Origin of the sequence: Nonomuraea sp. NPDC050328, from assembly GCF_044459405.1 — a bacterium.
In the GTDB taxonomy this organism is placed as follows: Bacteria; Actinomycetota; Actinomycetes; order Streptosporangiales; family Streptosporangiaceae; genus Nonomuraea.
Genome location: NZ_JBITIW010000001.1, coordinates 1,015,484 through 1,031,597, shown reverse-complemented (window position 1 = coordinate 1,031,597; position 16,114 = coordinate 1,015,484). Strand labels below are relative to the sequence as shown.

The window sequence follows — 16,114 nt, the reverse complement described above, 5'->3', positions numbered from 1 at the left end:
GGTCACATCGACCGAGATGACTGCCGGATCACGGAAGAAACGACAGATCAACGACGTCTGTCATGTGGGGTCAACCAGGGTGACGCGAACCTGGCCGGAGCACCTGCTCACAGCGGGTAATCTGGTAGGTCGACTCACCCACGCGGCATCCTGCCGCTCGTTACTTTTTCAGACGACAGTGAAGGACACCGAGGCCATTATGGCGGGACAGAAGATCCGCATTCGGCTCAAGGCCTATGACCACGAGGTCATCGACATCTCGGCCAAGAAGATCGTCGAGACTGTGACGCGGACTGGCGCGAAGGTCGCGGGCCCGGTGCCGCTGCCGACCGAGAAGAACGTGTACTGCGTCATCCGCTCGCCGCACAAGTACAAGGACAGCCGCGAGCACTTTGAGATGCGCACGCACAAGCGGCTGATTGACATCATCGACCCGACGCCCAAGACCGTCGACTCGCTCATGCGTCTCGACCTTCCGGCTGGCGTCGACATCTCGATCAAGCTCTGAGGGACACACTGACATGGCTAAGACGATCAAGGGCGTCCTGGGCAAGAAGCTCGGCATGACCCAGGTCTTCGACGCGGACAACCGGCTGGTTCCGGTCACCGTGGTCGAGGCCGGTCCGTGTGTGGTGACCCGCATCCGCAACGCTGAGAAGGACGGCTACTCGGCCATCCAGCTCGGCTTCGGCCAGGTCGACCCCCGGAAGGTCAACAAGCCGCTCGGCGACTACCTGCGTAAGCACGACATCACCCCGCGCCGCTACTTCGCGGAGATCCGCACGGACGACGCGGGCGACTACACCCTGGGCCAGGAGCTCCTGGCCGACACCTTCGAGGCCGGCCAGTACGTCGACGTGACTGGCAAGTCCAAGGGCAAGGGTTTCGCGGGTGTCATGAAGCGCCACGGTTTCGGTGGTCTGGGTGCCTCGCACGGCACGCAGCGCAAGCACCGCTCGCCGGGTTCCATCGGTGGCTGCGCCACCCCGGGACGCGTTTTCAAGGGTCTGCGCATGGCCGGTCGGATGGGTAACGTCCGCACCACCGTGCAGAGCCTCAAGGTTCACGCCGTCGACGCCGAGAAGGGTCTCATCCTGATCAAGGGTGCGATTCCCGGCGCGAACGGCAGCCTGGTCCTCGTCCGCACCGCTGCCAAGAAGGGGGCTGCCAAGTGACCAGCATTGACGTCCTCGACGCCAGCGGCGCCAAGGCCGGCTCCGTCGACCTGCCCGAAGACATCTTCGGTGCCAAGGTCAACGTTCCGCTCATCCACCAGGTGGTCGTGGCCCAGCTCGCCGCTCGCCGGCAGGGCACGCACAAGGCCAAGACCCGTGGTGAGGTCCGTGGTGGTGGCAAGAAGCCGTACCGCCAGAAGGGCACCGGCCGCGCCCGTCAGGGTTCGACCCGTGCGCCGCAGTTCACCGGCGGCGGCGTCGTCCACGGCCCGGTTCCCCGCGACTACTCGCAGCGGACCCCCAAGAAGATGAAGGCCGCCGCTCTCCGCGGCGCGCTGTCGGACCGCGCGTCCGGCGGCCGCGTGCACGTGGTGAGCACCCTGGTCACGGGCGAGACGCCCAAGACCAAGGCGGCCCTCGACGCACTGCGCAAGATCACCCAGGGCCAGCGGGTCCTCGTCGTGGTTGACGAGACCGACCAGCTCACCTGGCTGAGCCTGCGCAACGCTCCCGAGGTCCACCTGCTGGACGCCGGGCAGCTCAACACCTACGACGTGCTCTGCAGCGACGACGTGGTCTTCACCCAGGTGGCGTACGACCAGGTCGTGGCTCGGCTGAGCCAGGGCGCCGGGAAGGAAGACGCCTGATGGAGAAGATCGCCGACCCGCGCGACATCATCATCAAGCCCGTGGTCTCCGAGAAGAGCTACGGCCTGATCGATGAGCACAACAAGTACACGTTCCTGGTGCGGACGACCGCGAACAAGACCGCGATCAAGATCGCGATCGAGAAGATCTTCGAGGTCAAGGTCACCAGCGTGAACACCATCAACCGGACGGGCAAGCGCAAGCGCACCCGCACCGGTTACGGCAAGCGTCCCGACACCAAGCGCGCGGTTGTGAGCTTGGCCGAGGGCGACCGCATCGACATCTTCGGTGCTGTCGGTTAATTCCGCGCCTGCCGTACATAGCTAGGAACGGGCGAACCGCCGCACGAGAGTGCGGCGGGTTCACCCATGTAACCGACAAAGGATGAACGAAAAAGATGGGCATCCGTAAGTACAAGCCGACGACCCCGGGTCGCCGCGGCTCGAGTGTCTCGGACTTTTCCGAGATCACCCGCAGCACGCCGGAGAAGTCGCTGCTTGCTCCCCTTCACAGCAAGGGCGGCCGTAACGCTCACGGCCGAGTCACCGCCCGCCACCAGGGCGGCGGTCACAAGCGCGCCTACCGGATCATCGACTTCCGGCGGCACGACAAGGACGGCATCCCGGCCAAGGTCGCTCACATCGAGTACGACCCCAACCGCACCGCCAACATTGCTCTGCTGCACTACGCCGACGGCGAGAAGCGCTACATCATCGCGCCGACCGGCCTCAAGCAGGGCGACCGCATCGAGAACGGCCCCGGCGCCGACATCAAGCCGGGCAACTGCCTCCCGCTGCGCAACATCCCGACCGGTACCTTCATCCACGCGGTGGAGCTCCGTCCGGGCGGTGGCGCGAAGCTGGGCCGGTCCGCGGGCGCTCAGATCCAGCTGCTCGCGAAGGAAGGCCAGTACGCCACCCTGCGTATGCCCTCCGGCGAAATGCGTATGGTCGACGTCCGCTGCCGCGCTGCGGTCGGCCAGGTCGGCAACGCCGAGCAGGGCAACATCAACTGGGGCAAGGCCGGCCGTATGCGGTGGAAGGGCAAGCGCCCGACCGTCCGTGGTGTCGCGATGAACCCCGTCGACCACCCGCACGGTGGTGGTGAGGGCAAGACCTCCGGTGGTCGCCACCCGGTCAACCCCAAGGGCAAGCCCGAGGGTCGTACCCGTCAGGCGAACAAGGCCAGCGACAGGCTGATCATCCGCCGTCGGTCCAAGAGGAAGAAGCGGTAGGAGCAGCCAGAATGCCACGTAGCCTTAAGAAGGGTCCCTTCGTGGACGAGCACCTTCAGAAGAAGGTGGACGCCCAGAACGAGAAGGGCACCAAGAACGTCATCAAGACGTGGTCGCGGCGCTCCATGATCGTGCCGGCCATGATCGGCCACACGATCGCCGTCCACGACGGCCGCAAGCACGTGCCGGTGTTCGTCACCGACTCGATGATCGGTCACAAGCTGGGCGAGTTCGCGCCCACGCGCACGTTCCGCAGCCACGTCAAGGAAGACCGCCGCAGCCGGCGGTAAGCGTCTCGGAAGTAGGAGAAAGCGATGGAAGCCAGGGCTCAGGCGCGGTTCGTCCGTGTCACGCCCCAGAAGGCCCGCCGCGTGGTGGACCTCATTCGCGGGCTGCCCGCTTCGGAGGCGCAGGCCGTGCTGCAGTTCGCTCCCCAGTCGGCGAGCGAGCCGATCTACAAGGTGCTCAGCAGCGCCGTGGCGAACGCGGAGCACAACTTCGACCTCGACCCGGCCACGCTCGTCGTGAGCCGCGCGTGGGTCGACGAGGGCCCGACGCTGAAGCGGTTCCGTCCGCGCGCCCAGGGTCGTGCCTACCGGATCAACAAGCGGACCAGCCACATCACTGTGATCGTGGAATCCCGCGAGCCGAAGGGAAGGACCCGATAGTGGGCCAGAAGGTTAACCCGCACGGGTTCCGCCTCGGCATCACGACCGACTTCAAGAGCCGGTGGTACGCCGACAAGCTCTACAAGTCGTATGTCGCTGAGGATGTCGCCATCCGCCGCATGCTCCAGAAGGGCATGGAGCGGGCCGGCATCTCCAAGGTCGAGATCGAGCGCACGACGGACCGCGTCCAGGTGGACATCCACACCGCGCGTCCCGGCATCGTCATCGGCCGCCGCGGCGCCGAGGCGGACCGCATCCGTGGCGACCTCGAGAAGCTGACCAAGAAGCAGGTCCAGCTCAACATCCTCGAGGTGAAGAACCCGGAGATCGACGCTCAGCTCGTCGCTCAGGGTGTCGCCGAGCAGCTGTCGAGCCGCGTCTCGTTCCGCCGTGCCATGCGCAAGGCGATGCAGTCGGCCATGAAGTCCGGCGCCAAGGGCATCCGTGTCCAGTGCTCCGGTCGTCTGGGCGGCGCCGAGATGTCCCGCTCGGAGTTCTACCGCGAGGGCCGCGTGCCCCTGCACACGCTCCGCGCGGAGATCGACTACGGCTTCTACGAGGCCCGCACGACCTTCGGCCGCATCGGCGTGAAGGTCTGGATCTACAAGGGTGAGGCTCCCACCAGCCGCGCCGAGCGCGAGGCGGCTGCCGCCGGTGCTCGTGCCGGTCAGCGTCGCGAGCGCGACGACCGTCGCGGTGGCGGCGGCGACCGTCCGCGTCGTGGTGGTGGCGACCGTCCGCGCCGTGGTGGCGCTGCCGGTGGCCGCGGAGACCGCGCCCCCCGTACCGAGGCGGCCTCCCAGGCTGCCCCCGAGACCGGCCCGGCCACGCAGCCGGGTGCTGAAGGGAGCTGACCATGCTGATCCCTCGCAGGGTCAAGCACCGCAAGCAGCACCGGCCTGACCGGAGCGGCGCCGCCAAGGGCGGCACCAGGGTCACGTTCGGCGAGTTCGGCATTCAGGCGATTGAGCACTCCTACGTGACCAACCGCCAGATCGAGTCCGCTCGTATCGCGATGACCCGGCACATCCGCCGTGGCGGAAAGGTCTGGATCAACATCTACCCGGACCGTCCGCTGACCAAGAAGCCGGCCGAGACCCGCATGGGTTCCGGTAAGGGTTCGCCGGAGTGGTGGATCGCCAACGTCAAGCCCGGGCGCGTCATGTTCGAGCTGTCCGGTGTCGCCGAGCCGATCGCCCGTGAGGCGCTCAAGCGGGCGATCCACAAGCTCCCGATGAAGTGCAAGATCGTTAAGCGTGAAGTGGGTGAGGCGTGATGGCTAAGGGTCTGACCGCCGGTGATCTGCGTGAAGAGGACCAGGACTCCCTGGTCACGAAGCTGAAGGAAGCCAAGGAGGAGCTCTTCAACCTCCGCTTCCAGGCTGCCACCGGTCAGCTTGAGAGCCACGGGCGGCTCCGGGCTGTCCGTCGAGAGATCGCCCGAATCTACACCGTGATGCGCGAGCGTGAGCTCGGGATCGTCACGGTTGTCGAGAAGGAGTCGAGCGATGTCTGAGGCCACCGAGACCACCGCGCGTAACTACCGCAAGACCCGTGAGGGCCTGGTCGTCAGCGACAAGATGGACAAGACCGTGGTCGTGTCCGTCGAGGACCGCGTCAAGCACCCGCTGTACGGCAAGGTCATCCGCAGGACGAAGAAGTACAAGGCGCACGACGAGCAGAACACCTGCGGCGTCGGCGACCGCGTCCTTCTGATGGAGACCCGTCCGATGTCCGCCACCAAGCGGTGGCGCGTCGTGGAGATCCTCGAGAAGGCCAAGTAGTCCGTTGAGCCGGTGTGCTTGTGGTATAGAGCACGCCGGCTCTACCGGTAAGCTGGGCATTCGCGCCTCCGTGGCGGGCTAGCCCCCGGGGAGGCGCATCGCGCCTGCGTGGGGGCCTTCCCCATGGAGGCGTCCAAGGGCGGAGCCGCTGGCTCCGCCGCCTGCGGGGCGATCCGCTTCCGGTACGGCATGCCGTACGGGAAGAGGGGTTGTCGCCGGAGGACCAAGACCATGAAGTTCCGCAAGGCTCGCGCCCAGGCGCCGAGAACCGGCGGAGACCAACAGGAGAAGACGTGATCCAGCAGGAGTCACGACTCAAGGTTGCCGACAACACCGGTGCGAAGGAAATCCTCTGCATCCGTGTCCTCGGCGGCTCGGGTCGGCGCTACGCGGGTATCGGCGACATCATCGTCGCCACGGTCAAGGACGCCCTCCCCGGTTCGACCGGTGTGAAGAAGGGTGACGTCGTCAAGGCGGTCGTCGTGCGCACGACCAAGGAGCGCCGTCGTCCCGACGGTTCCTACATTCGCTTCGACGAGAACGCCGCCGTCATCATCAAGGACAGCGGCGACCCCCGCGGCACCCGCATCTTCGGCCCGGTGGGCCGCGAGCTGCGCGACAAGAAGTTCATGCGCATCATCTCGCTCGCTCCGGAGGTGCTGTGATGCCGAAGTCCCTGCACGTGAAGAAGGGTGACCTGGTTCAGGTCATCGCCGGCAAGGACAAGGGCGTCAAGGGCCGTGTCATCGCCACCAACCCGCGCGAGGACCGCGTGGTTGTCGAGGGCGTCAACATGGTGACCAAGCACGCCAAGGAGAACTTCCAGGGCCCGCGCGGCGCCAAGCAGGGCGGCGTGCAGCGGATGGAGGCTCCGATCCACGTGAGCAACGTCAAGAAGCTCAAGGACGAAAAGCCTGCCGACAAGAAGAAGGACGAGTCGGAAGGTGAGGACAAGTAATGACTGAGACGACTGTCGAGCGTCCCACCCCTCGCCTGAAGACGAAGTACCGCGAGGAGATCATCGCCAAGCTCCGCGAGGAGTTCGGCATCGAGAACGTCATGCTCGTCCCGGGCCTGACCAAGATCAAGGTCAACATGGGTGTCGGCGAGGCCGCTCGCGACTCCAAGCTGATCGAGGGCGCCGTCCGCGACCTCACCGTCATCACCGGCCAGAAGCCGGCTGTCGTCCGCGCCCGCAAGTCCATCGCGCAGTTCAAGCTGCGCGAGGGCATGCCGATCGGCGCGCACGTCACGCTGCGTGGCGACCGCATGTGGGAGTTCCTCGACAGGCTGCTGTCGCTGGCCCTCCCGCGTATCCGCGACTTCCGCGGCCTGTCGCCCAAGCAGTTCGACGGCAACGGGAACTACACCTTCGGTCTGACCGAGCAGGTCATGTTCCACGAGGTCGACCAGGACAAGGTCGACCGGCCCCGCGGTATGGACATCACGCTGGTGACCACCGCGAAGACCGACGACCAGGGCCGGGCGCTGCTCAAGCACCTCGGTTTCCCGTTCAAGGAGGCCTGATCTAGATGGCTAAGACGTCTCTGAAGGTGAAGGCCGCGCGGAAGGCGAAGTTCGCCGTGCGCGCCTACACCCGGTGCTCCCGCTGCGGCCGTCCGCGCGCCGTTTACAAGAAGTTCGGCCTGTGCCGCGTGTGCTTCCGTGAGATGGCGCACCGCGGCGAGCTGCCGGGCATCACCAAGTCCAGCTGGTGACCTTCCCTTCGGGGAGGTGACCGCTTCCGCCCCGGGACCGCGTGTCCCGGGGCATATGCCCGGAGGGTTCGCCCGCCGGGACGCTATGTAAATCAGGTCGCCCGCCGGGCGACCGTGACCACGCTGTAGGTCCCCTCGGCAGAGTTTCACTCGGCTGGGACGGAAACCGCCGCGAGGAAGGCCGTTGGCCATGACGATGACCGACCCGATCGCAGACATGCTGACTCGTCTGCGGAATGCGAATTCGGCATATCACGACTCCGTGTCGATGCCGTATTCCAAGATCAAGGCGCACATCGCCGAGATCCTCCAGCAGGAGGGCTACATCCAGTCTTGGACCGTCGAGGACGCCAAGCCTGCGAAGCAGCTCGTTCTGGAGCTCAAGTTCGGGCCGAGCCGTGAGCGTTCGCTCGCGGGGCTGCGCCGGGTTTCCAAGCCCGGGCTGCGTGTTTATGCAAAGAAGGACAACCTGCCGCGGGTTCTGGGTGGGCTGGGCGTCGCGATCATCTCGACGTCGGCCGGGCTCATGACCGACAAGCAGGCCGGCAAGCGTGGCGTGGGCGGGGAAGTCCTCGCCTACGTCTGGTAACGAGGGGAGGAACACAGCATGTCGCGTATCGGACGACTGCCGATCCCCGTGCCAGGCGGAGTCGAGATCAAGATCGACGGCCAGCTCGTCGAGGTGAAGGGTCCGAAGGGCAAGCTCAACCACAACGTGGCGGAGCCCATCACCGTGGCCCAGGAGGACGGCAGCGTTACCGTCTCCCGCCCGAACGACGAGAACAAGGTCCGCGCTCTGCACGGCCTGTCTCGCACGCTGATCGCCAACATGGTGACCGGCGTCACGCAGGGTTACACCAAGACGCTCGAGATCGTGGGTGTCGGTTACCGTGTCGCGGCCAAGGGCCCGACGCAACTGGAGTTCGCTCTGGGCTTCAGCCACCCCGTGATCGTGGACGCCCCCGAGGGCATCACCTTCCGGGTCGAGAAGCCGACTCTCTTCCACGTCGACGGCATCGACAAGCAGAAGGTCGGCGAGGTCGCCGCGAACATCCGCAAGCTCCGCAAGCCCGACCCGTACAAGGGCAAGGGCGTGCGGTACCAGGGTGAGCAGATCCGCCGCAAGGTCGGAAAGGCTGGTAAGTAGCGATGGCTGGCAAGATCGCGCACGGCAAGCACACGGCTGGTCGCGCCGTCTCGCGGGCCCGTCGGCACAGCCGGATCCGCAAGAAGGTCTTCGGTACGGCGGAGCGTCCTCGCCTCGTCGTCAACCGCTCGACCCGTCACCTGTTCGTCCAGATCGTGGACGACAACGCCGGCCACACGCTGGTGAGCGCCTCCACCATGGACGCCTCCCTGCGCACGGCCGAGGGCGACAAGACGGCGAAGGCCAAGAAGGTCGGCGAGCTCCTCGCTCAGCGGGCCAAGGAGGCCGGTATCAGCTCGGTCGTTTTCGACCGTGGCGGTAACCGGTACGCCGGTCGCATCGCGGCCCTGGCGGACAGCGCCCGCGAAGGCGGGCTCGAGTTCTGATGGCAACTGAGAAGAGGAACCACTGATGGCTGCAGCTCCGCGTCGCGGTGGCGGCACCGGTGGCGAGCGGCGGGACCGTCGTGACGATCGCCGCGGTGGCGCCGCTGACAAGGGCGTCTCGTACATCGAGCGTGTAGTGAAGATCAACCGAGTGGCCAAGGTCGTGAAGGGTGGTCGTCGCTTCAGCTTCACCGCCCTGGTTGTCGTCGGTGACGGCAACGGCCTGGTCGGCGTCGGTTACGGCAAGGCCAAGGAAGTCCCCGCGGCCATCGCCAAGGGTGTCGAGGAGGCGAAGAAGCACTTCTTCCGCGTCCCGCGCATCCAGGGCACCATCCCGCACACCGTGCAGGGTGAGGAGGCGGCCGGCGTCGTCTTCCTGCGTCCGGCCTCGCCCGGTACCGGCGTCATCGCCGGTGGTCCGGTGCGCGCCGTGCTGGAGTGCGCCGGGATCCACGACGTGCTGTCCAAGTCGCTCGGCTCGGACAACCCGATCAACATCGTCCACGCCACCGTGGCGGCGCTGAAGGGTCTGTCGACCCCCGAGGCGATCGCTGCCCGTCGTGGCCTGGCGATCGAGGACGTCGCGCCCAAGGCCATGCTCAAGGCTCGCGCCGAGGGCATCGCCGAGGCTGCCGCGTTGGCGAAGGCGGTGAGCTAGTCATGGGTCGCCTGAAGATCACTCAGGTCCGTTCCAAGATCGGTGGCAAGCAGGACCAGCGTGACTCGCTGCGTTCGCTTGGCCTGAAGCGAATCGGCGACGTCGTGGTCAAGGAGGACCGCCCGGAGATCCGCGGCATGGTCCACAAGGTCACGCACCTCGTCGACGTGGAAGAGGTCGACTAGTCATGACTGACAAGGCTCCGCTCAAGATTCACGACCTCCGTCCCGCCCCCGGCGCCAACAAGGCCAAGGTCCGCAAGGGCCGTGGCGAGGCGTCCAAGGGTAAGACGGCCGGTCGCGGCACCAAGGGCTCGCGGGCCCGTACCACGGTTCCCCTCGGTTTCGAGGGTGGCCAGGTGCCGCTGCAGCGTCGCCTGCCGAAGCTCAAGGGCTTCAGCAACGCGCTGTTCAAGACGACCTACCAGGTCGTCAACCTGGACAAGCTCGGCGAGGCGTTCCCCCAGGGTGGCGAGGTCACCGTTGAGGGGCTCATCGCCAAGGGCCTGGTCCGCAAGAACCAGCCGGTCAAGGTCCTCGGCACTGGCGACATCTCGGTCGCGGTGAACGTGACGGCGCATGCCTTCTCGTCCTCCGCGAAGGAGAAGATCGCCGCTGCCGGTGGTTCCGCTACCGAGCTGTAACAGCTATTACGAGGCGCGAGGGTTCGTCAATGGGCCCTCGCGCCCGTAGTGCGTTAGAGTTCGCCGAGACGGTAGTAATGCCGTCTGTCTGACCCGAGATTTCAGATGGCAGACCCCCGCACCATCGCAGACTCATATCGCCTGAAAGGCGCGCAGGAGGGACCGTGCTGACCGCGTTTACCCGGGCGTTCCGGACGCCGGACCTGCGCAAGAAGTTGCTCTTCACGCTGGGCATCATCGCGCTGTTCCGACTCGGCTCGGTTCTCCCGACTCCGGGTGTCGACGTAAACAACATTGCAAAGTGCTACGAGGTCGTCCGTCAGGGCGACGCCAGCAACATCTACGGCATGGTGCAGTTGTTCAGCGGCGGCGCTCTCCTGAAGCTGTCGGTGTTCGCGCTGGGCATCATGCCTTACATCACCGCGAGCATCATTCTCCAGTTGCTCGTGGTCGTGATTCCGCGGCTCGAGGCCCTCAAGAAGGAGGGACAGTCCGGCCAGGCGAAGATCACGCAGTACACGCGTTATCTGACCATCGGTCTGGCGATCCTCCAGTCCACCGCCTTCATCGCGCTGGCCCGTAGCGGCCAGCTCTTCCAGGGCTGCAACGAGGAAGTCCTCCTCGATCCCGACAACGTCTTCAGCATCGTCACCATGGTGATCATCATGACGGCCGGTACCTCGGTCATCATGTGGCTGGGCGAGCTCATCACCGACCGTGGCGTCGGCAACGGCATGTCCATCCTGATCTTCACCCAGGTCGTCGCGGTGTTCCCGTCGGAGCTGGCCAGCATCTTCCAGAAGAGCCCGTTCACCTTCTCCGCGGTTCTGGTGGTCGGCGTCTTCATGATCGCGGCGGTGGTCTTCGTCGAGCAGGCGCAGCGCCGGATCCCGGTGCAGTACGCCAAGCGGATGGTGGGTCGCCGGATGTACGGCGGCACGTCCACCTACATCCCGCTGAAGGTGAACCAGGCCGGCATCATCCCGGTCATCTTCGCCTCCTCGCTGCTGTACCTGCCGCAGCTGCTGACCTCGTTGTTCGCCAACACGGAAGACCCGAACGTGGTCATCCAGTGGATCGCGACCAACCTGGCCACCGGCACCGGCCCGTGGTACATGGGCATCTTCTTCGCACTGATCATCTTCTTCACCTACTTCTACGTGTCCATCACCTTCAACCCCGTTGAAGTGGCGGACAACATGAAGAAGTACGGTGGGTTCATCCCGGGCATCCGCCCGGGTCGGCCGACAGCCGAATATCTGGGCTACGTGCTCAACCGCCTGACCGCCCCGGGTTCGCTCTACCTGGGTCTGATCTCCATGGTCCCGATCATCGCGCTGTCGATCGCGGGCGCGAGCCAGAACTTCCCGTTCGGAGGGACGAGCATCCTGATCATGGTCGGTGTTGGACTTGACACGGTGAAGCAGATCGAAAGCCAGCTCCAGCAGCGCAACTACGAAGGTTTCCTGCGGTAGATGCGTCTGGTTCTGGTCGGGCCCCCCGGAGCGGGTAAGGGGACACAGGCCCAGTACATCGCCTCTAACCTGTCGATCCCGAAAATCTCGACAGGCGACATCTTCCGTGCCAATGTGTCGGGCGGCACGGAGCTCGGCAAGCTTGCCAAGTCCTACATGGACCGTGGTGACCTCGTGCCCGACGAGGTCACCGTCGCCATGGTTCGCGACCGGCTCTCCGAGGACGACGCGCAGGACGGTTTCCTGCTCGACGGCTTCCCCAGGAACGTGCCCCAGGCCGAGATCCTGAAGAAGATGCTCCTCGACTGGGGTCATTCGCTGGACATCGTCCTCAACCTGATCGTGGACGACGACGAGGTGGTCCGCCGGCTCGCCGGCCGGCGCACCTGCAGCCAGTGCGGTCGCATCTGGCACGTCGAGTTCGACGACAAGCAGGACGACAAGTGCGACGCGTGCGGGGGCGCGCTGTTCCAGCGGGACGATGACAAGGAGGAGACCGTCAGGCACCGCCTGGAGGTCTACCAGGAGCAGACCGCTCCGCTCATCGAGTTCTACGCCGACGAGGGCATCCTGGTCGGGGTCGACGCCACCGGCCCGGTGGAGGAGATCACCCGCCGCGCGATGGATGCGCTGCGGCCCTACGCGGACTGATTTTGCTGCCTTGAGAGGTCCCTCGCGGTATCCGCGGGGGACCTTTCCTTTGGTGCCGCTTCGGTGGGGACTCGCCGTTATTGTTGGGGGAATTAGCCCGTTGGGGGGTGGCCGCAAGGTGTTCAAGAAGAACAGACACGGAATCCAGATCAAGTCGCCCGAGCAGCTCGACAAGATGCGGGCGGCCGGGCTGGTCGTCGGGCGCACGCTCCAGCTCCTGAAGGAGTCGGTCCAGCCGGGCATGACCCCGCTCGACCTGGACGCGATCGCGGAGAAGGCGATCCGCGAGGAGGGCGCGATCCCGTCCTTCAAGGGCTATCAGGGCTTCCCGGCCACGATCTGCGCGTCGGTCAACGACGAGGTCGTGCACGGCATCCCGGGCAGCGCGCGCAAGCTGCAGGAGGGGGACATCATCTCCATCGACTGCGGCGCGATCCTGGACGGCTGGCACGGCGACTCGGCGATCACCGTCCCGGTCGGCGAGGTCGACCCGGCGCTGACCGAGCTGATGCGGGTGACCGAGGAGTCGATGTGGCGGGGCATCGCCGCGCTGACCCCGGGGCGCCACCTGTCCGACATCGGGTACGAGATCGAGAAGTACGTGCGCTCGCAGGGCAAGTTCGGCATCCCTCAGGAGTACGGCGGGCACGGCATCGGCACCGAGATGCACATGGACCCGTGGGTGGCCAACCACGGCCGGCCGGGTCGCGGCCCGGTGCTGGAGGAGGGCATGTGCCTGGCCATCGAGCCCATGGTCAACCTCGGCACGCACCGCACTCGGGTGCTGGCCGACGACTGGACCGTGGTCACCATCGACGGCAAGGCCTCCGCGCACTTCGAGCACAGCGTCGCCGTGACACATAATGGTCCTTGGGTGCTAACTGCCATAGACGGTGGCAAGGAGCGCCTTTCGCACCCGCAGAAGAGCTGACCCCCGGGAGTGGTAGCGATGGCGCAGAGCCCCGAGATGCGAGCTTCCGACGTCGATCGTGATCGGGTGGCCGCGGTCCTGCGCGAGCACACCGCTCAGGGCCGGATCACCGTCGAGGAGTTCAACGAGCGGCTCGAACAGGTCTACGACAGCAAGACCTACGGCGAGCTGGCCCGGGTGACCTCCGACCTGCCGGACGTGGACCTGCGCGCCCAGCCGGCCCGGTTGCCGGCCGCCGCCTCGGCCAAGCCGGCCGTGCACAACGGCATGAAGGCGGCGTGGGCCGCCTGGGCCGCCGCCAGCGCGGTCAACTGGGTGATCTGGCTGATCATCAGCCTGTCGACCGGCGACTTCATTTACCCGTGGCCGTTGTGGGTCATGGGCCCGTGGGGCGCGATCCTGCTGGTCAGCACCCTGTTCGGCGGGGAGCAGCACAAGCGGGGTTAGCCGCGAAGGTGCACAAATACGATCTGTGCATTCGTGCGCAGAAGGTTCGGCGCCGGCTCCGTAGCTTGGGCGATGTCAGGGCGCACCACCCGACATCACCCAGGAGGATCAAGTGCGTAAGTTTCTCGCCGCCGCCGCTCTCGCCGGTTCGGTACTGACCGGGCTCGCGGTCGCCGCTCCCGCCCAGGCCGCCACCGAATCCGCTTCCGCCGGTGGCTGGGGCAAGCATTTCTCCAGCGACGGCAAGGCCTACACGTTCGGGACCACGTTCAAGGCCCACGGCAAGGTCTACACCCACTGGTACGGCGTCGACCGTCCCGGCGGCAAGCACGGCTACGTGTGGTTCTGGTACTTCAAGAACGGCCACTGGAACAAGAAGGTCTACCAGTGGGACGGCAAGACCGGGAAGAACGCGTGGTCCGGTCACGGGATCAAGAAGATGTACAGCTACACCTGCTGGGGCGGCAAGTTCGACAACTGCGGCAAGAAGCACTGGATCTACAAGTGAGTTAGCCGCTCGCCAGCCCCGCCACGGCCCGCCTCCACGAGGCGGGCCGTTCTCGTGTCTGGCTATAGACGCACTCTTTACCGCTCGTCGTAGTTGGTGGAGATCGGTCCGGGTAGACGATCTTTGTTGGCAACCGTCGTATGGGGGGAACGATGGGCGCAGTCGTTCGCGTCGCGCTGGGTGTGGTGGCAGGGGCCACGTTCGCGACGGGAGCCGCAGCGGCCGCCGAGTCCCGGGTGACGATCTACCCGCCCAACGCCCGGGCGGGTGGCCAGGTCAGCATCTACGTCAGTGAGTGCGGCGCCGCGACCGGGGGCGTCACCGCTTCTTCGATGGCCTTCGAGGGCCGGCACGTACGGCTGGCGCGATCGAGCCAGGGCGGCTGGACCGGACGCGTGGAGATCGACGACCGGGCTCGGGCGACCGCGCACGAAGTGGTCGTGCGGTGCGCCGACGGGCTGGTCAAGGCCTACCTCAGCGTCGACGGGCGGGGTCGGCCGTACCCTCGGGTGGGGCCGGACACCGGGGGCGGCGGGCTCGCGGTGCGCGCCGAGCCATGGGAGCGGGCCGAGGAGCCCGGCGGCGCGGGGCGGGCGTTGTGGCTGGCCGGGGCGGTGGGCGTGCTGGCGCTGACCGCGGGCGCGGGCGTCGTGGCCGTGCGGCGCCGGCGCGGATCGGGCCAGTAGCGCGGTGCGCCGGCTCGGCTGGGCGGCAGGTGCGCTGGTGCTCGCCGCGGCGACGGGCTGCCTGCCCGGCGGGTACGGCATGCGCGCCGTACCGGAAGAAGCGGCGGTGCTGCCCGCGCGGGTCGCCGGGACGGGCGGCTGGCCGGTGCCGTACGGGGGAGAGCTGGGGCGGGCGGAGCCGAACCGGGTGCTGATCCCGCGGCTGAAGGTGGACGCGCCGCTCGTTGTGCTCGGGATGGCCGAGGACGGGACGCTGGCCGTGCCGCCGCTGGAGCACGCGAACGTGGCGGGCTGGTTCGGCGGCGGGCCGACGCCGGGGGAGAAGGGCTCGGCGGTCCTGGCCGGGCACCTGGACACGCGCACCGGACCGGCGGTCTTCGCCCGGCTGGGCGAGCTGGTCAGGGGCGACGTGGTCGGCGTGGTGCGCGGGGACGGTACGGTGACAGTGTTCGCGGTCGAGAGGCTGGAGCGGGCGCCGAAGACGGACTTCCCGGCCGATCGGGTCTACGGGCCCTCCGAGCGGCGCGAGCTGCGGCTGGTGACCTGTGGCGGCGCGTTCGACCAGGCCAGGCACTCCTACCGCGACAACGTGATCGTCCACACGGTGTTCAGGGCGGCGTATCTCGCCAGGGACTTCCGCCAAGTGAAGTGAACAACCCGCAGCGTGGGGTAGCCTTAGACATGGTTGTGTCGGGACACCTGGCGCGCGTTTCGCGTTTTTCACCAGAGTGTCGTACACTCCTTAGTCGGCTCACTATGACCATTGTGCGCAAGTGACTGTGGCACGTCACCGCTCTCTGAACGAAGCGCATGGTCGCGGCTGCTAGTGATCCGATGCCTCAGACGACCGATCAGTGAAACGCGAGGGATTTTGGCCAAGAAAGACGGCGCCATCGAGATCGAGGGCACTGTTATCGAGTCGCTCCCGAACGCCATGTTCCGGGTGCAGCTCGACAACGGCCATAAGGTCCTGGCCCACATCAGCGGACGGATGCGGATGCACTACATCCGGATTCTGCCCGACGACAGGGTTGTCGTGGAGCTGAGCCCCTACGACCTCAGTCGTGGGCGGATCGTCTACCGGTACAAGTAAGTCTGAGGATACGAAGGACTATGAAGGTCAAGCCGAGCGTCAAGAAGATCTGCGACAAGTGCAAGGTGATCCGCCGGCACGGTCGCGTCATGGTGATCTGCGACAACCTGCGCCACAAGCAGCGTCAGGGCTAAGTCGCTTTCCAAGGCTTCTTCGGAGTCCGCTCTTCGTAGCGGGCTCTACGCATGAGGAAGCCTGACTGTTGTCACGCGTCACACCACTTCGGTGGACACCCCCGGTCGGAGGCCGGGGCCCTCACCCCGG

General features: G+C 66.4%; 30 protein-coding genes. All 30 read left to right on the top strand.

The features are described from left to right. Nucleotides 1–199: 199 nt before the first annotated feature. The 30 genes from rpsJ (at nucleotide 200) to rpmJ (ending at nucleotide 15,984) form a co-directional block, all read left to right on the top strand. Nucleotides 200–508 (top strand): 30S ribosomal protein S10, encoded by a 309-nt coding sequence (gene rpsJ / locus ACIBG7_RS04755; RefSeq protein WP_357918332.1) that lies wholly within the window; start codon nucleotides 200–202, stop codon nucleotides 506–508. Between the two features lie 13 nt (nucleotides 509–521). After that, the gene (rplC, locus tag ACIBG7_RS04750) at nucleotides 522–1,175 is read left to right on the top strand and encodes a 50S ribosomal protein L3 (RefSeq protein ID WP_357915754.1); all 654 of its coding nucleotides are present in this window, start codon (nucleotides 522–524) and stop codon (nucleotides 1,173–1,175) included. Next, nucleotides 1,172–1,822, top strand: a complete 651-nt coding sequence (gene rplD, locus ACIBG7_RS04745; protein WP_357915757.1) for a 50S ribosomal protein L4 — start codon at nucleotides 1,172–1,174, stop codon at nucleotides 1,820–1,822. The genes rplC and rplD overlap by 4 nt, the downstream gene beginning before the upstream one ends. Beyond that, entirely contained in the window at nucleotides 1,822–2,124 is a 303-nt protein-coding gene (gene rplW / locus ACIBG7_RS04740; protein WP_357915760.1) for a 50S ribosomal protein L23, read from the top strand. Before rplD ends, rplW begins: the two co-directional genes overlap by 1 nt. Nucleotides 2,125–2,219: 95 nt before the next feature. Next, a complete protein-coding gene (gene rplB, locus ACIBG7_RS04735) occupies nucleotides 2,220–3,056 on the top strand; it encodes a 50S ribosomal protein L2 (RefSeq protein ID WP_357915763.1) in 837 nt (278 codons plus the stop codon). 11 nt (nucleotides 3,057–3,067) lie between these two features. After that, a complete protein-coding gene (rpsS, locus tag ACIBG7_RS04730; RefSeq protein WP_357915766.1) occupies nucleotides 3,068–3,346 on the top strand; it encodes a 30S ribosomal protein S19 in 279 nt (92 codons plus the stop codon). A 24-nt stretch (nucleotides 3,347–3,370) separates the two neighbouring features. Continuing rightward, nucleotides 3,371–3,724 carry a 50S ribosomal protein L22 gene (gene rplV / locus ACIBG7_RS04725; protein ID WP_357915769.1) on the top strand — a complete coding sequence of 118 codons (354 nt, stop codon included), beginning with the start codon at nucleotides 3,371–3,373 and terminating at the stop codon, nucleotides 3,722–3,724. Then, nucleotides 3,724–4,578 carry a 30S ribosomal protein S3 gene (rpsC, locus tag ACIBG7_RS04720; protein WP_357915772.1) on the top strand — a complete coding sequence of 285 codons (855 nt, stop codon included), beginning with the start codon at nucleotides 3,724–3,726 and terminating at the stop codon, nucleotides 4,576–4,578. The genes rplV and rpsC overlap by 1 nt, the downstream gene beginning before the upstream one ends. A gap of 2 nt (nucleotides 4,579–4,580) precedes the next feature. Then, nucleotides 4,581–5,000, top strand: a complete 420-nt coding sequence (rplP, locus tag ACIBG7_RS04715) for a 50S ribosomal protein L16 (protein ID WP_357915775.1) — start codon at nucleotides 4,581–4,583, stop codon at nucleotides 4,998–5,000. Further along, nucleotides 5,000–5,239 (top strand): 50S ribosomal protein L29, encoded by a 240-nt coding sequence (gene rpmC / locus ACIBG7_RS04710; protein ID WP_357915778.1) that lies wholly within the window; start codon nucleotides 5,000–5,002, stop codon nucleotides 5,237–5,239. The genes rplP and rpmC overlap by 1 nt, the downstream gene beginning before the upstream one ends. Beyond that, a complete protein-coding gene (gene rpsQ, locus ACIBG7_RS04705) occupies nucleotides 5,232–5,507 on the top strand; it encodes a 30S ribosomal protein S17 (RefSeq protein ID WP_357915781.1) in 276 nt (91 codons plus the stop codon). The genes rpmC and rpsQ overlap by 8 nt, the downstream gene beginning before the upstream one ends. A 293-nt stretch (nucleotides 5,508–5,800) precedes the next feature. Next, the gene (gene rplN, locus ACIBG7_RS04700) at nucleotides 5,801–6,172 is read left to right on the top strand and encodes a 50S ribosomal protein L14 (RefSeq protein WP_132617254.1); all 372 of its coding nucleotides are present in this window, start codon (nucleotides 5,801–5,803) and stop codon (nucleotides 6,170–6,172) included. 11 nt (nucleotides 6,173–6,183) lie between these two features. Beyond that, on the top strand, nucleotides 6,184–6,465 hold the full coding sequence (gene rplX, locus ACIBG7_RS04695; protein WP_357918335.1) for a 50S ribosomal protein L24: 282 nt from the start codon (nucleotides 6,184–6,186) through the stop codon (nucleotides 6,463–6,465). Next, nucleotides 6,465–7,034 carry a 50S ribosomal protein L5 gene (rplE, locus tag ACIBG7_RS04690; RefSeq protein ID WP_181615879.1) on the top strand — a complete coding sequence of 190 codons (570 nt, stop codon included), beginning with the start codon at nucleotides 6,465–6,467 and terminating at the stop codon, nucleotides 7,032–7,034. Before rplX ends, rplE begins: the two co-directional genes overlap by 1 nt. A 5-nt stretch (nucleotides 7,035–7,039) precedes the next feature. After that, nucleotides 7,040–7,225 (top strand): type Z 30S ribosomal protein S14, encoded by a 186-nt coding sequence (locus ACIBG7_RS04685; protein WP_357915785.1) that lies wholly within the window; start codon nucleotides 7,040–7,042, stop codon nucleotides 7,223–7,225. 190 nt (nucleotides 7,226–7,415) lie between these two features. Next, nucleotides 7,416–7,814, top strand: coding sequence for a 30S ribosomal protein S8 (gene rpsH, locus ACIBG7_RS04680; RefSeq protein ID WP_357915788.1), 399 nt, complete (start codon nucleotides 7,416–7,418; stop codon nucleotides 7,812–7,814). 18 nt (nucleotides 7,815–7,832) lie between these two features. Beyond that, a complete protein-coding gene (rplF, locus tag ACIBG7_RS04675; RefSeq protein WP_357915791.1) occupies nucleotides 7,833–8,372 on the top strand; it encodes a 50S ribosomal protein L6 in 540 nt (179 codons plus the stop codon). Between the two features lie 2 nt (nucleotides 8,373–8,374). Continuing rightward, nucleotides 8,375–8,758: a 50S ribosomal protein L18 gene (gene rplR, locus ACIBG7_RS04670; protein WP_357915794.1), complete on the top strand. Its 384-nt coding sequence runs from the start codon at nucleotides 8,375–8,377 to the stop codon at nucleotides 8,756–8,758. Between the two features lie 25 nt (nucleotides 8,759–8,783). After that, nucleotides 8,784–9,416, top strand: coding sequence for a 30S ribosomal protein S5 (gene rpsE, locus ACIBG7_RS04665; RefSeq protein ID WP_357915797.1), 633 nt, complete (start codon nucleotides 8,784–8,786; stop codon nucleotides 9,414–9,416). 2 nt (nucleotides 9,417–9,418) lie between these two features. Beyond that, the gene (gene rpmD / locus ACIBG7_RS04660; protein WP_181615885.1) at nucleotides 9,419–9,601 is read left to right on the top strand and encodes a 50S ribosomal protein L30; all 183 of its coding nucleotides are present in this window, start codon (nucleotides 9,419–9,421) and stop codon (nucleotides 9,599–9,601) included. Nucleotides 9,602–9,603: 2 nt separating this feature from the next. Continuing rightward, nucleotides 9,604–10,059: a 50S ribosomal protein L15 gene (rplO, locus tag ACIBG7_RS04655; protein ID WP_357915800.1), complete on the top strand. Its 456-nt coding sequence runs from the start codon at nucleotides 9,604–9,606 to the stop codon at nucleotides 10,057–10,059. 164 nt (nucleotides 10,060–10,223) lie between these two features. Beyond that, nucleotides 10,224–11,534 (top strand): preprotein translocase subunit SecY, encoded by a 1,311-nt coding sequence (secY, locus tag ACIBG7_RS04650; RefSeq protein WP_397335172.1) that lies wholly within the window; start codon nucleotides 10,224–10,226, stop codon nucleotides 11,532–11,534. Beyond that, on the top strand, nucleotides 11,535–12,185 hold the full coding sequence (locus ACIBG7_RS04645; RefSeq protein WP_357915806.1) for an adenylate kinase: 651 nt from the start codon (nucleotides 11,535–11,537) through the stop codon (nucleotides 12,183–12,185). It abuts the gene before it with no gap. A gap of 118 nt (nucleotides 12,186–12,303) precedes the next feature. After that, complete coding sequence (gene map, locus ACIBG7_RS04640) at nucleotides 12,304–13,116, top strand: type I methionyl aminopeptidase (RefSeq protein WP_357915809.1); 813 nt, start codon at nucleotides 12,304–12,306, stop codon at nucleotides 13,114–13,116. 18 nt (nucleotides 13,117–13,134) lie between these two features. Next, a complete protein-coding gene (locus tag ACIBG7_RS04635) occupies nucleotides 13,135–13,563 on the top strand; it encodes a DUF1707 domain-containing protein (protein WP_357915812.1) in 429 nt (142 codons plus the stop codon). A 112-nt stretch (nucleotides 13,564–13,675) separates the two neighbouring features. After that, complete coding sequence (locus tag ACIBG7_RS04630) at nucleotides 13,676–14,071, top strand: hypothetical protein (RefSeq protein ID WP_357915815.1); 396 nt, start codon at nucleotides 13,676–13,678, stop codon at nucleotides 14,069–14,071. Between the two features lie 152 nt (nucleotides 14,072–14,223). Then, on the top strand, nucleotides 14,224–14,757 hold the full coding sequence (locus ACIBG7_RS04625; protein ID WP_397335171.1) for a hypothetical protein: 534 nt from the start codon (nucleotides 14,224–14,226) through the stop codon (nucleotides 14,755–14,757). A 4-nt stretch (nucleotides 14,758–14,761) separates the two neighbouring features. Continuing rightward, complete coding sequence (locus tag ACIBG7_RS04620; RefSeq protein ID WP_357915821.1) at nucleotides 14,762–15,409, top strand: class F sortase; 648 nt, start codon at nucleotides 14,762–14,764, stop codon at nucleotides 15,407–15,409. Nucleotides 15,410–15,628: 219 nt separating this feature from the next. Then, the gene (gene infA / locus ACIBG7_RS04615; RefSeq protein WP_030508344.1) at nucleotides 15,629–15,850 is read left to right on the top strand and encodes a translation initiation factor IF-1; all 222 of its coding nucleotides are present in this window, start codon (nucleotides 15,629–15,631) and stop codon (nucleotides 15,848–15,850) included. 20 nt (nucleotides 15,851–15,870) lie between these two features. Next, the gene (rpmJ, locus tag ACIBG7_RS04610; RefSeq protein ID WP_003956441.1) at nucleotides 15,871–15,984 is read left to right on the top strand and encodes a 50S ribosomal protein L36; all 114 of its coding nucleotides are present in this window, start codon (nucleotides 15,871–15,873) and stop codon (nucleotides 15,982–15,984) included. Nucleotides 15,985–16,114: the final 130 nt, after the last annotated feature.

Bases quoted from the DNA above. Each gene is read 5' to 3' on its own strand.
- rpsJ (WP_357918332.1), top strand. From the start codon at position 200: ATGGCGGGACAGAAGATCCGCATTCGGCTCAAGGCCTATGACCACGAG.
- rplC (WP_357915754.1), top strand. From the start codon at position 522: ATGGCTAAGACGATCAAGGGCGTCCTGGGCAAGAAGCTCGGCATGACC.
- rplW (WP_357915760.1), top strand. From the start codon at position 1,822: ATGGAGAAGATCGCCGACCCGCGCGACATCATCATCAAGCCCGTGGTC.
- rplB (WP_357915763.1), top strand. From the start codon at position 2,220: ATGGGCATCCGTAAGTACAAGCCGACGACCCCGGGTCGCCGCGGCTCG.
- rpsS (WP_357915766.1), top strand. From the start codon at position 3,068: ATGCCACGTAGCCTTAAGAAGGGTCCCTTCGTGGACGAGCACCTTCAG.
- rplV (WP_357915769.1), top strand. From the start codon at position 3,371: ATGGAAGCCAGGGCTCAGGCGCGGTTCGTCCGTGTCACGCCCCAGAAG.
- rplP (WP_357915775.1), top strand. From the start codon at position 4,581: ATGCTGATCCCTCGCAGGGTCAAGCACCGCAAGCAGCACCGGCCTGAC.
- rpmC (WP_357915778.1), top strand. From the start codon at position 5,000: ATGGCTAAGGGTCTGACCGCCGGTGATCTGCGTGAAGAGGACCAGGAC.
- rpsQ (WP_357915781.1), top strand. From the start codon at position 5,232: ATGTCTGAGGCCACCGAGACCACCGCGCGTAACTACCGCAAGACCCGT.
- rplE (WP_181615879.1), top strand. From the start codon at position 6,465: ATGACTGAGACGACTGTCGAGCGTCCCACCCCTCGCCTGAAGACGAAG.
- ACIBG7_RS04685 (WP_357915785.1), top strand. From the start codon at position 7,040: ATGGCTAAGACGTCTCTGAAGGTGAAGGCCGCGCGGAAGGCGAAGTTC.
- rpsH (WP_357915788.1), top strand. From the start codon at position 7,416: ATGACGATGACCGACCCGATCGCAGACATGCTGACTCGTCTGCGGAAT.
- rplF (WP_357915791.1), top strand. From the start codon at position 7,833: ATGTCGCGTATCGGACGACTGCCGATCCCCGTGCCAGGCGGAGTCGAG.
- rplR (WP_357915794.1), top strand. From the start codon at position 8,375: ATGGCTGGCAAGATCGCGCACGGCAAGCACACGGCTGGTCGCGCCGTC.
- rpsE (WP_357915797.1), top strand. From the start codon at position 8,784: ATGGCTGCAGCTCCGCGTCGCGGTGGCGGCACCGGTGGCGAGCGGCGG.
- rpmD (WP_181615885.1), top strand. From the start codon at position 9,419: ATGGGTCGCCTGAAGATCACTCAGGTCCGTTCCAAGATCGGTGGCAAG.
- rplO (WP_357915800.1), top strand. From the start codon at position 9,604: ATGACTGACAAGGCTCCGCTCAAGATTCACGACCTCCGTCCCGCCCCC.
- ACIBG7_RS04645 (WP_357915806.1), top strand. From the start codon at position 11,535: ATGCGTCTGGTTCTGGTCGGGCCCCCCGGAGCGGGTAAGGGGACACAG.
- ACIBG7_RS04635 (WP_357915812.1), top strand. From the start codon at position 13,135: ATGGCGCAGAGCCCCGAGATGCGAGCTTCCGACGTCGATCGTGATCGG.
- ACIBG7_RS04625 (WP_397335171.1), top strand. From the start codon at position 14,224: ATGGGCGCAGTCGTTCGCGTCGCGCTGGGTGTGGTGGCAGGGGCCACG.
- rpmJ (WP_003956441.1), top strand. From the start codon at position 15,871: ATGAAGGTCAAGCCGAGCGTCAAGAAGATCTGCGACAAGTGCAAGGTG.